Origin of the sequence: Paraburkholderia azotifigens (assembly GCF_007995085.1) — a bacterium.
GTDB classification, from domain to species: domain Bacteria; phylum Pseudomonadota; class Gammaproteobacteria; order Burkholderiales; family Burkholderiaceae; genus Paraburkholderia; species Paraburkholderia azotifigens.
Map to the genome: position 1 here is coordinate 454,388 of NZ_VOQS01000001.1, position 12,545 is coordinate 466,932.

Consider the following 12,545-nt stretch of genomic DNA (forward strand, 5'->3'; position numbering starts at 1 on the left):
GTGGAATGGCAGGGGCGGCATGGGCGGCGGGCACCGACATTGAGCCGGTGACGGCGCGCGTTGCGCGAGCGCTCCCGGACATCGCATTCAGGCAGTTAAAACACGAGGAAACGCCTTGACACGCATCCTGCCGCCCGACATTTCCGCCGCAACTTTCGACCGCGCGCTCGCCGCCTTCGAAGCGATCGTCGGCGCCACGCAGGTCGCTTCGTCGCCGGCGAGCCTCGCGCCGTATGCCGATCCGTTCGCGCCGGGGCCGCTGGCCGCGTCGTTCGTGCCTTCGGCGGCGCTGTTGCCCGCCGGCGTTGACGAAATCCGCGCGATCCTGCGCGTCGCGAACGAGTACCGTATTCCGCTATGGACGGTGTCGACGGGGCGCAACTTCGCGTACGGCGGCGCGGCGCCGCGTCTGCCTGGCTCCGTGGTGCTCGACCTGCAGCGGATGAACCGCATCCTCGCGGTCGACGAGCCGCTCGCATATGCGCTCGTCGAACCGGGCGTCAGCTACTTCGACCTGCATCATCATCTGCGCGAGCGCGGCTACAGGCTGTGGGTCGATCCGCCCGCGGCGGGCTGGGGCAGCATCGTGGGCAACACGCTCGAGCGCGGTTTCGGCACGACGGCCTATGGCGACCATGCGGCGACGCAGTGCGGCATGGAAGTGGTGCTCGCGAACGGCGACGTCGTGCGCACGGGCATGGGCGGCATCGACATCGGCACGTCGTGGCAGGCGTTCCGGCACGGCTATGGGCCTTCGTTCGATCCCATGTTCATGCAGTCGAACTACGGCATCGTGACGAAGATGGGCGTCTGGCTGATGCCGGCGCCGAGCGCCTATCTGCTGGGCGAAATCCAGTTCCAGCGCGACGACGATCTGGAAGCGATCGTCGAAACCTTGAGGCCGTTGCGCCTGAACGGCACGATCGGCAATCAGGCGGTGATCGAAGGCGCGTTGCGGCGCGCGGCGAGCATCGGGCCGCGCTCGCAGTGGTACCGGGGCGCGGGCGTCATGCCGGAAAGCGCGATTGCGTCGATGATCGGGAAGCTGAACATCGGCCGCTGGAATCTGCATTACGCGCTCTATGGCGAGCGCGAAGTGATCGACGCGCAAGAGGTGCTGGTGCGGCGCGCGTTCGGACGCATTCCAGGCGCGCGCATGCTGTCGAAGACTTATGACGGCAGCGCGGAACCCGAAGCGGGCGGCGACCGCAATCTCGCCGGCATTCCGGCGATGACGGCCTTCCGGATGCTCGACTGGCGCGGCGGCCGTGGCGCGCATGTGGATTTTTCGCCCGTGTGTCCGGCGACGGGCCGCGACGCGATGCGTCAGTACACGATGGCGAAGGCGCGCGCGAACGAATACGGCTTCGACTACTACGGCGGCTTCACGGCGGGCGAACGGCATCTGCATCACATCGCGGCCGCGATTTTCGACGGCAGCGATGCGCGCCAGAGCGAACTGGCGGGCGATCTGCTGCGCGCGTGGATGAGCGACGCGCACGGCGCGGGCTACGGCGAATACCGCTCGCATCTCGTCTACATGGATTTCGCGGCGGCGCGCTACAACTTCAACGACGGCGCGCTGCTGCGCCTGTCGGAGACGGTCAAGGATGCGCTCGATCCTTCGGGCATCCTGTCGCCGGGCAAGCAGGGCATCTGGCCGAAGGCGTTCCGCAACTGGCGGGGATATACGTGAAACGCGCGTTAGATAGCGCGTGACATGGCGAGAGGCGACATGCAGCGACGCACTTTTATCGCAGCGGGCGCGTGGCTGCCGGCGACGGCGGCCTGGCGCGTGCCGTGGCTGCCACCCGACGGGCTGCGCGCGGATCTCGTGCTGATCGACAGCACGCTGCGCGAATCGGCGGCGTTAGCGGATCACGCCGCACGCATGCGTTTGCCTGTCATCGACCTCGGCACCGCGCCGCATGCCGATATCGCCGCGCTCTGGTACGGCACGCTCGCGCCGCGCGCGGCGCGGGCAGAAGGGCGTCTGACGCTGATCGGCGTCACGCGCGCCGCCGATTTCTTCGTGCTCGCCCGTCTCGCGCAGGCGCCGGCTGCGCGGATGCCGCACGCGCGCAGCCTGCCGCAAAACGGATCCGTCGCGTTCGCGCTCACGGTCTGATCAGAACTTGTACTCGGGGTTCTTCGGATCGAACGCCATGTCGTCGAAGGTTTTCGGCTCGATCGTGAGGAACACGATGCGCTCGAAAATCCGACCGTCGTTCCCGTACGATTCGGCCGTCCGGAAATACGGATGCCGCAAGTCGAGTCCGAGCACTTCCTTCTTCGCGTAGTACTCGGGCTGGCCCGTCGGCGCTTCGTAGGTGAACGCGACGACGCGCACGCCGTCGACGGTTCTCACGTCGATCTGCGCCGGGTGCGTGATGCCCGCGTTGGCGAACTTCTTCCCTTCGTCGAGAAACTGCTGCGCGATGAACTCGGTGCCGAGATCGCGCACCCGATGGTTCGACTGCGAGCGCGCCAGCGTGCCGTTGACCGACGTCCACAGCGGCAGGATGTTGAAGATGCCGCCAAGATGACCGTACATCTGGTCGGCGCGCTTCGATTCGTCGTAGATGATTTCCTGGCCTTTGTGCGGACCGTCGGGCAGCCAGCGGGCGTAGATGCGCAGCGGCTCGCGCGTGAGCCGCACCAGCATGCGGTCGGGCCGGCGCGGCCAGATACCGCGAATGCGCTCCTGGCGCAGCATCGTGAACTCGTAGGATGGATAGCCGTTCGGCCCTTCCTCGATATAGCGCGGCACCGTCACCGGATCGAGCGCTTCGAACAGCGCGACCAGTTGCGCGTCGTTCATCTGTTCGAGCGCGCCCGTTTGCGCGGCGTTGCGCAGCCATTTGACCTGCTGCTCGAGCGGCAGTCCCGCGACTTTCGACGCGAGATCGCTCGCAAGCGGCGTGCGCTGCGCGGCGGGCGCGGACGCCTCGTTTTGTGCGAACGCGGCCGCCGTGCTCACGACCAGCGCGCACGCGAACTGCACCGCACGCAGCTGCATCCAGCGCGAGCGCCGTGCCACAACCTTCGGGTGACGCATGCATCGCTCCCAAAAGCGCGGACGGCTTCGCTGGCGGTCGACGTCGTCAGTCGCGCGCAGCCGTCACGGTTTTTTCTGTTTCGCCAGTTCCTGATCGCGCAGCTCGCGCCGCAGGATCTTGCCGACGTTCGTTTGCGGAAGGTCGTCGCGGAACTCGACGACCTTCGGCACCTTGTAACCCGTCAGATTCTTGCGGCAATGGGCGATCACCTGCTCCTCGGTGAGCGAAGGATTGCGCCGCACGACGAACACTTTCACGCGCTCGCCCTGCGCGACGTCGGGAATGCCGATCGCGGCCACTTCGCGCACATCGGGATGCATCGCGATCACGTCTTCGATCTCGTTCGGATAGACATTGAAACCGGAGACCAGAATCATGTCTTTCTTGCGGTCGATCAGGCGGATATAGCCGCGCGAATCCATCACGCCGATATCGCCCGTTGCGAGCCAGCCGTCGTCGTCGAGCACCTTGGCGGTTTCCTCGGGACGGTTCCAGTAGCCTTTCATCACCTGCGGACCCTGCACGCACAGCTCGCCCGGCTCGCCGATATTCGCCCAGCTGCCGTCGTCCTTGCGAAAGCGCACGGCCGTCGACGGCGCGGGCAGGCCGATCGAACCGTCGAACTCGCGCATGTGCTTCAGATCGACGGGATTCATCGACACGATGGGCGAGCATTCCGTCAGCCCGTAGCCTTCGATGATCGGCTTGCCCGTCACCTCGCGGAAACGGTCGGCGACCGCTTTCTGCATCGCCATGCCGCCCGCCATCGCGAGCTTGAGCTTCGAGAAGTCGCGCTGGCGGAATTCCTCGTTATCGAGAAACGCGTTGTAGAGCGTGTTGACGGCCGTGATCCCCGTGAAGGTTTCGTGACGCAGGATCTTCATCACCATCTTCGTGTCGCGCGGATTCGCGATCAGGATGTTGCGTCCGCCGAGTCCCATGAAAATCATCGCGTTCACGGTCAGCGAATAGATGTGATAGAGCGGCAGCGGCGTGAGCACCGTTTCGACGTCGTCGGTCAGCTGGCTTTCTGCCCACACCTTCGCCTGCAGCAGATTCGCAACGATGTTGCGGTGCGTGAGCATCGCGCCTTTCGCGACGCCTGTCGTGCCGCCCGTGTATTGCAGGAAGGCGAGGTCGGCGGGGGAAATCGGCACGGGCGAGAGCGTGCGTCTGTAGCCCGTCGCGAGGGCATCGAGCAGCGGCACGGCTTGCGGCAGGTTGTATGCGGGCACGAGCTTTTTCACGTGCCGCAGGATGAAGTTGATCAGCTTGCCCTTGAGGTTCAGGCCGTCCTTGAGCAGATCCCCGAGCCCCGTCACGATCACGTTCTGCACGCGCGTGCCGGGCAGCGAGTCTTCGACCGTCTTCGCGAAGTTCTCGAACACGACGATGGTCTGCGCACCGCTGTCCTTCAGCTGATGCGACAGTTCGCGCACGGTGTAGAGCGGATTCACGTTGACGACGATCGCGCCCGCCTTCAGCACGCCGAACAGCGCGACGGGATACTGAAACGTGTTCGGCAGCATGATCGCGACGCGCTCGCCGGGCTTCAAGCCGATACTTTGCAGATACGCGGCGAACGCCGTCGCCTTGCGCGCCAGTTCGCCGTACGTGAGGCTTTCGCCGACGCTCACATAGGCGACGCGCTCGCGAAAGCGCGTCGTGCATTCGTCGAAGAACGCGACGACGGACGCATACTGCGCCGTGTCGATCTCGCGCGGCACATCGGGCGCGTAGGACGCGTACCAGATGCCGTCCGTGTTTGGCGCGCGCTGCGCCGGTGTCTGCGTCTGCGTCTGTGTCTGGGTCTGCGTCGGCATCGCGGAGTGCGAAGTAGTCGGCTCGGTCATCGTGCGTCTCCCTCTACCAGCATTGTCGTTGTTTGTGTCGTGTGCATGAATCGTGCAATGTTCGGTGGCGCGCGATTCTACCGTTCCAGAATCGCGACGACACCCTGGCCGCCCGCTGCGCAGATCGAAATCAGTCCGCGCGCGGTGCCCGCCGGCTTGTCGAGCTGCGCGAGCAGCTTCGCGAGCCCCGCGACGATGCGCCCGCCCGTCGCGGCAAACGGATGCCCCGTCGCGAGCGAGCCGCCGTTCACGTTCATTTTCGCGCGATCGATGCTGCCGGGCGCGCCGTCGAGTCCCAGCTTCGTTCGGCAGTATTCGTCGTCCTGCCACGCGGCGAGCGTGCACAGCACCTGCGCCGCGAACGCTTCGTGTATTTCGTAGAAGTCGAAGTCCTGCAAGGTCAGCCCTGCGCGCTTCAGCATGCGCGGCACGGCGTACGCGGGCGCCATCAGCAGGCCTTCCTTTTTCTCGAAGAAATCGACGGCGGCCGTCTCGTGCCAGGTGAGCCATGCGAGCACGGGCAGATTGTGCGCGGCGGCCCATTCCTCGCTCGCGAGCAGCACGGCCGATGCGCCGTCCGTCAACGGCGTCGAGTTGCCCGCCGTCATCGTCCCCGCGTCGCGGTCGAACACGGGTTTCAGCGACGCCAGCTTGTCGAGCGTCAGGTCGCTGCGCAGATTGTTGTCGCGCGACAGGCCGCGATACGGCGTCATCAGGTCGTTCAGAAAGCCGCGCGCATACGCTTGCGTCAGCTTGCGATGGCTGTCGTAAGCGAGCACGTCCTGGGCTTCGCGCGAAATTGACCAGCGCTTGGCCATCAGCTCGCAGTGCTCGCCCATCGACAGCCCTGTGCGCGGTTCGCTGTTGCGCGGCAAGAGCGGCCTGAAGAACATCCCGGGCCGCAACTTCGCGAGCGCGCCGGCGCGCTGTCCCGCCGACTTGCCGCGATTCGCTTCGAGCAGGATCTTGCGCAGCTTTTCGTTCACGCCGATGGGCGCATCCGAAGTCGTATCGACGCCGCCCGCAATGCCTGCATCGATCTGTCCGAGGGCGATCTTGTTCGCCACCAGAATGGCCGCTTCGAGACCCGTGCCGCAGGCCTGCTGCACGTCATACGCGGGCGTTTCTTTCGCGAGCGTGGTCGACAGCAGCGCTTCGCGCGTCAGGTTGTAGTCGCGCGAATGCTTGATGACGGCGCCCGCCGCGACTTCGCCGAGGCGCTCGCCATGCAGGTTGTAGCGGTCGATCAGTCCTTGCAGCGTGAAAGTCAGCATGTCCTGGTTCGACGCCGTCGCGTACGCGGTGTTCGAGCGTGCGAACGGAATGCGGTTGCCGCCCAGTATCGCGACGCGGCGCACGGCGGGCTGCGCGTTCGTGTGTGCTTGCGACTGCGACTGTGACGCGTTAGTCATCTACGGGCTCCCTGAGGCGTGTGCCGTCTGTTCGACGGGTCGGGTGACGCATGCCATGCCCCGCGCCTGCTCGAAGCGAAAGAGGCGGGGCACATTCGATGTGGACGGTTCATGTCGTGCCGCGCAGCGCGCGCGGCGTCATTGCAGGTTCCACTGGAAGCGGCCGCGCAGATGCGGCTTGCCGCCCGTCGGGTCGCGCACTTCGAATTCGCGCGAAGTGGGCGAGGGCGAGGCCGTCCATAGCGATGCTTCGCCCGGCAGCAGCATCGGCAGCTTGAATTCGCCCGCGAGCGTCGCATCGGCGAGCCGCCTGGGCGGCTGCAATGCAGCCGCCGTGCGCGCGAGCGTCCACATGCCGTGCGCGATCGCGCGCGGAAAGCCGAACGCTTTCGCGGACAGCATCGACAGATGGATCGGGTTGTAATCGCCCGATGCCTTCGCGTAGTCTCGGCCCAGTTGCGACGCCAGCTGCCAGCGCGCCACACGCGCGAGCGTCTCGCTCGCCGGCTCCAGCGGCGCAAGGGGATCGCCGTCCGCCGTCACGCCGCGCTTCAGATACACGCTGTCGCCGTCCCACACGGCCTCGCCGCGCCGATAGACGCGCGTCTGCAGCACGAACGCCTGGCCCTTGTCGTGGCGCAGCCGCGCGCCGAACTCGACTTCGACACGCAACGTGTCGTCGAACGAAATCGGCCGGCGCATGTGCACGCTGTTCGCCAGATGGACGATGCCGGGTGCGGGCCAAGGAAACGCCGGATCGGTCAGCAACAGCAGATGCAACGGAAACGCGAGCAGATGCGGAAACGTGAACGGAATGCCCTGCTCGGGGAAGAAGCCGCACACGCGCGCATAGCGTTCGATGGCAACGGAGTCGAGCGACACGGCGGGGCGCACGAGCCGCAGCGCGGGCAGATCGGTCGGCCGGTTGCGCTGGAAGCCCTTGATCACGCCCGACAGCGCGCGCGCATAGAGCTTTGCGGGCTTCGGCAGCTCCGGCAGCACGACCGTTTTCGGGCGCGGCGCGCCGAACATCGAGCTGGAGTCGTAGAACGCCATGAACTCACGCTCCTATCAGGCTTTGTCCGCACACGCGCACGAGCTGGCCCGTGACGCCCGCCGAGCCCGGATGCGCGAGCCACGCGATGGCCTGCGCGACGTCGGCGGGCTGGCCGCCCTGGCTCATCGAATTCATCCGGCGGCCGGCTTCGCGCAACGCGAGCGGCATCTTCGCCGTCATCTGCGTTTCGATGAAGCCGGGCGCGACCGCGTTGATCGTGATGCCTCGCTGCGCGAGAAACGGCGCCATGCTCTGCACGCGCCCGATCACGCCCGCCTTCGACGCCGCGTAGTTGGTCTGGCCGAGATTGCCCGCGATGCCGCTGATCGACGACACGCAGACGATGCGTCCGCCGTTGCGCAGCGTGCCTGCTTCGAGCAGGGCGTCGTCGATACGCTCCTGCGCGGACAGGTTGATATCGATCACATCGCGCCACGCAGCCGCGCTCATCTTCGCGATGGTCTTGTCCTTCGTGATGCCCGCGTTGTGCACGAACACGTCGACGCCCAGCTCGTCGAGCGCGGCCGCGATCTGCGCAGGCGTCTCGGGCGCGGCGATGTCGAACGCGAGCGCCGTGCCGCCGATCTGGCGCATCGCGGCATCGAGCGCGGCCGTGGCGGACGGAATGTCGATGCCGATCACATGCGCGCCTTGCGCCGCGAGCACGTTTGCGATCGCCGCGCCGATGCCGCGCGCCGCGCCCGTCACGACGGCGCGCTGGCCCGCGAGCGGCTGCGTCCAGTCGAAGTCGGCGGGCAGCGTGGCGGGCGCCGTGCCGATCCGCACGGTCTGGCCCGACACGTAGGCCGAGCGCGGCGACAGGAAAAAGCGCAGCGTCGCCTCGACGGCGGATTCCGCGCCTTGCGCCACATAGATCAGATTGGCCGCGATGCCGCGCCGCGCTTCCTTGCCGAGCGAACGGGTCACGCCCTCGAGCGCGCGCTGCGCCGTCCAGGCGCGGGGCGTCGCGCGCGACTCGGGCGGTCGGCCGAGCACGATGATCCGGCCGGACTGGTCGAGCGAGCGCAGCGCGTCGTGAAAGAACGTGTAGAGCGAGTCGAGCTGCGCGCTGCTGTCGATGCCGCTCGCGTCGAACACGAGCGCCCGCACGCGCGCCTGCGATCCGCCTGCGGGCGCGGCGGGTTCGAAGCGGCCCGTCATCAGGCCGTGGCGGTTGGCGAGCGGCACCCACAGGCCCGCGCCCGGATGCGCGACGCTCGTCATGCCGATATGCGCGACGACGTCGGCGAGGGCGTCCAGCAATTGCGGCGACGGCCCCGCGCCGACGGCGACGATGCCGTCGAATTCGGGCGCATCGGCGCGGTAGCGGCGCAACACCTCGGGCTTCGGCAAACCGAGCGAGCGCGCGACCCGTGCGCCCAGCGGCGAATTGACGAAGTTCAGGTAGGAATCGTTCATTCTTATTGGCTCCCGGCCGGACGCATGACGTCAGTGTGCACGGAGCGTGTGACTTGCCGCAAGTTACGTCCATGCCGCCATTCGGGCCAATCGAGGGTCGCCATGCAGCTCGCCATGCGGTCCCGGTGCGTGAGCCGGGCCGTCACGCCGCGAGTTCCATCGCCTTGTCGAGCGCCTCCTTGCGCCGCTGCAGGTCGGCGAGCAGGCCGAAATCGGCGGGGAAGTCGTCGACCTTCACGACCTCGGCACCGTAGCGCGCGTAAGCGTCGAGCACCTTGCGCTCGTCTTCGTCGATCAGGCCGCGCTGTTGCGCCGCTTCGTTCCATTCGGCCAGATCGGCGAGGCTTTGCGGAACCGGCTCGATCCGGCCGGCCTTGACGGCTTCGCGCAGGCGCTTCTCGATCTGCGCGACGCGCGGCGTCAGTTCGAAGGCGAGTTCGCCATAGCCGATCGGGTCGACGCCGACGTGCGGCACATACGAATCCGCGAGCAGGCGGTCGCGGGTATCGCCCGGCGTCTGCATCAGCTCGGCGATCGCGCTGCCGAGCGCATCGGGCGGCGCGCGATGCGGCAAGCCGAACGGGAACGCCAGCCCGCGCACGAGACCCGCGGCGAGGCGATCCGGATAGTTGCGCAACACGCCGTCGAGCGCCGTCTGCGCGCGATACAGCGCGTCTTCCACGCCCCATTGCACGAGCGGCAGGTCGCTTGCGTGGCGGCCTTCGTCTTCGAAGCGCTTGAGCGTCGCGGAGATCAGATACAGCTGCGACAGCACGTCGCCGAGCCGTCCCGAGATGCGCTCGCGGCGCTTCAGATCGGCGCCGAGCACGAGCATCGATACGTCGGCGAGCAGCGCGAACGCGGTCGAGAGGCGCGTCGCCGCGCGGTAGTAGCGCGCGAGCGGCGGGTGCGCGTGCCGCGGCTTCGCGATCAGCAGGCCGCCCGTCACGCCGTGCACGAAACTGCGCATCGCGTTCGACAGCGTGAAGCTCATATGGCCGAAGAACGCCGCGTCGAAATCGCGCAGCGCTTTCGCGCGGTCCGGCTCGCGCGCGGCGGCCATTTCCTTCAGCACGTACGGATGGCAACGGATCGCGCCCTGACCGAAGATGATCAGGCAGCGCGTGAGGATGTTCGCGCCTTCGACGGTGATCGAGATGGGCACCTGTTGATAGGCGCGTGCGAGGAAATTCGACGGCCCCATGCAGATCCCTTTGCCCGCGACGACGTCCATGCCGTCGTCGATCACTTCGCGATTGCGCTCGGTGATGTGGTACTTCGAGATCGCCGAAATCACCGACGGTTTTTCGCCGAGATCGACGGCCTGCGCGGACAGGCGGCGCGCCGCATCCATCACGTAGAGGTTGCCGCCCATGCGTCCGAGCGCTTCCTGCACGCCCTCGAACTTGCCGATCGCCGTGCGGAACTGGCGCCGCACGGCCGCGTAGGCGCCGACGCCGCGCACCGCGATCTTCGACATGCCCACGTTCGACGACGGCAGCGAGATCGCGCGGCCCGCCGCGAGACATTCCATCAGCATGCGCCAGCCGTTGCCGACCTGCTCGCGGCCGCCGATCACCCAGTCGAGCGGAATGAAGACGTCGTTGCCGGAGTTCGGTCCGTTCTGGAACACGGCGTTCAGCGGCCAGTGACGGCGGCCGATGTTGACGCCGGGATGGCGCGTCGGGATCAGCGCGCAGGTGATGCCGGGCTCGTCGTCGCCGCCGAGCAGGTGGTCGGGGTCGAGCGCGCGAAAGGCGAGGCCGAGCACCGTCGCGATCGGCCCGAGCGTGATGTAGCGCTTGCTCCACGTTACGCGGAAGCCGAGCGTTTCGCGGCCTTCGAAGGTGCTCTTGCAGGCGATGCCGATGTCGGGAATCGACGCGGCGTCGGAACCCGCGTAAGGACTCGTGAGCGCGAAGCAGGGGATGTCGTCGCCGCGCGCGAGACGCGGCAAGTAGTGGTTCTTCTGCGTCTCGGTGCCGTAGTGCAAAAGCAGTTCGGCAGGGCCGAGCGAGTTCGGCACCATCACGGAGACGGCGGCCGCCGAGCAGCGCGTCGCGAGCTTCATGATGACCTGCGAATGCGCGTACGCGGAGAACGCCTTGCCGCCGTACTGCTTCGGAATGATCATGCCGAGAAAGCCCTTGTCCTTGACGAACTGCCACGCTTGCGGCGACAGATCCTGCCAGATGGCTGTCGTCTCCCAGTCGTTGGCGAGATCGCAGAGCGCTTCGCATTCGTTGTCGAGGAAGGCCTGTTCTTCGTCCGTGAGCTTCGCCGGGCCGTAGCCGAGCAGCGTGTCCCAATGCGGACGCCCGGAGAAGAGCGCGGCATCCCACCAGACGGTGCCCGCTTCGATTGCATCGCGCTCGGTCGGCGACATGTCGGGCAGGATCTTGCGGAACAGTTCGAGCATGGGGCGGCTCAGCAGCGCGCGGCGCACCGGCCTGATCGTCAGCACGAGAGCGGGCAGCACGAGCACGACGGCCAGCACGACCGATGCCGTCGCCCCGGCCGCGCGGGTCAGAAAGGCGGCCGCGACCCACGCGGCGAGGAACGCGAGCCACCACGCGGCGCGCGCCTGGACATGGACGAGCGCCCCGGCAACGACGATCAGCGCAACGATGAACCACGTCATGGCAATCCTCCTTTCGATTTCGCAGGGCGAGCGCGGGCTCGCGATGTCTTCGAGTTGTCCTGATCCCGTGCGGCGCGGCGAGCGGCGTCCGCCGTTATTCGCCCGTTATTCGCCAATGTCGCCGATATTCGCCGCAGCCGCTGTGCCCGCGGCACCGAGCGGCGCGTCTAATGCGGGCGGGTAGCCGTGGCGGCGTCGTCAGCGATGCGCCGCGTAGCGCGGGCCGTCGTCGCGCGTGTCGGCTTGTGGTTCCGTGTCAGTGCGGTCAGCGGCATTCTGCGAGGTCTGCGGCGTGCGTGCCGTCGATGGCGGCTCGGGCGTGCCGGCGGGCGGCGCAGCGTCGCAAGCGGTTTGATCCGCCTGCGCCTGCCGCACGGCATCGCATGCGATATCGGCGCTGCCCGCGTCGCCGAGCACGGAGGCGAACACGGCCAGCTGGCTCGCGTCGGGCAGCGGCGCCTTCAGCGCCGACACGATCAGCGACGCGAGCCGCGCGATCAGCTGCAGGTCGTTCATCGACCTGCCTTGCGAAAACTCGCTGATGAGGCTCTCCGTGTCGGCGCCCGCCAGCACGCCCGAGAGCGCGCCGATCGCGAAATGCAGCCGCCAGCCGAGTTCCTCGCGCGGCAGATGCGGCAGCGCCCGCTGGAACGCGTCGAAGAAGCGCACGGCGACGGACGCATAGTGCGCGCCCAGGAAGTCGCGGATGAACGGCGAAGGGTCCGTGTACGCACGGCCGAGCAGCCGCAGAAACGCCTTGCCGCCGATCCGCGTATCGCGCGACACGCGCAGCGCCGGAATGAACATCGCGCCGAGCACGTGCTCGCAGGTCAGACGCGGGCCGAGCAGCGAGTCGAAATGGTCGAGCAGCTTCAGGCGTTCCTGGTTCAGCAGATCGAGACGGCGCGACAGCATCGCGTGCATCAGCGATTCCTTGCTGCCGAAGTGATAGTTGACGGCGGCCAGATTGACCTCGGCCTTCGAGGTGATCTGCCGCAGCGACATCGCTTCGTAACCGTGTTCGATGAAGAGCGTCTCGGCGGCATCGAGGATGCGCGATTTCGTGTCGCCGGCGTGGCGGCTCGTCGTGCGAGTTGTCATGTT

Annotated in this window: 9 protein-coding genes; 2 read left to right on the forward strand and 7 right to left on the reverse strand. The window is 67.2% G+C overall.

The genetic code is table 11. From position 1 onward, the window contains the following. Positions 1-115 precede the first annotated feature (115 nt). Positions 116-1,696: an FAD-binding oxidoreductase gene (locus tag FRZ40_RS02040; protein WP_028365237.1), complete on the forward strand. Its 1,581-nt coding sequence runs from the start codon at positions 116-118 to the stop codon at positions 1,694-1,696. A 39-nt stretch (positions 1,697-1,735) separates the two neighbouring features. Further along, entirely contained in the window at positions 1,736-2,128 is a 393-nt protein-coding gene (locus tag FRZ40_RS02045; protein WP_147233134.1) for a hypothetical protein, read from the forward strand. Here FRZ40_RS02045 and FRZ40_RS02050 read toward each other — a convergent pair whose 3' ends face one another. The 7 genes from FRZ40_RS02050 to FRZ40_RS02080 all read right to left on the reverse strand — a co-directional run bounded on the left by FRZ40_RS02050 (position 2,129) and on the right by FRZ40_RS02080 (position 12,542). After that, positions 2,129-3,058, reverse strand: coding sequence for a DUF1571 domain-containing protein (locus FRZ40_RS02050; protein WP_147233135.1), 930 nt, complete (start codon positions 3,056-3,058; stop codon positions 2,129-2,131). A 63-nt stretch (positions 3,059-3,121) separates the two neighbouring features. Continuing rightward, a complete protein-coding gene (locus FRZ40_RS02055) occupies positions 3,122-4,912 on the reverse strand; it encodes an AMP-binding protein (protein WP_147233136.1) in 1,791 nt (596 codons plus the stop codon). Positions 4,913-4,989: 77 nt separating this feature from the next. Then, entirely contained in the window at positions 4,990-6,324 is a 1,335-nt protein-coding gene (locus FRZ40_RS02060; protein WP_147233137.1) for an acetyl-CoA C-acetyltransferase, read from the reverse strand. Positions 6,325-6,462: 138 nt separating this feature from the next. After that, entirely contained in the window at positions 6,463-7,380 is a 918-nt protein-coding gene (locus FRZ40_RS02065; RefSeq protein ID WP_147233138.1) for a MaoC/PaaZ C-terminal domain-containing protein, read from the reverse strand. A 4-nt stretch (positions 7,381-7,384) separates the two neighbouring features. Further along, positions 7,385-8,800: a 3-oxoacyl-ACP reductase gene (locus tag FRZ40_RS02070; RefSeq protein ID WP_147233139.1), complete on the reverse strand. Its 1,416-nt coding sequence runs from the start codon at positions 8,798-8,800 to the stop codon at positions 7,385-7,387. Between the two features lie 142 nt (positions 8,801-8,942). Then, positions 8,943-11,441, reverse strand: a complete 2,499-nt coding sequence (locus FRZ40_RS02075) for an acyl-CoA dehydrogenase (protein ID WP_147233140.1) — start codon at positions 11,439-11,441, stop codon at positions 8,943-8,945. A 198-nt stretch (positions 11,442-11,639) separates the two neighbouring features. Then, positions 11,640-12,542: a TetR/AcrR family transcriptional regulator gene (locus FRZ40_RS02080; protein ID WP_147233141.1), complete on the reverse strand. Its 903-nt coding sequence runs from the start codon at positions 12,540-12,542 to the stop codon at positions 11,640-11,642. Positions 12,543-12,545 lie beyond the last annotated feature (3 nt).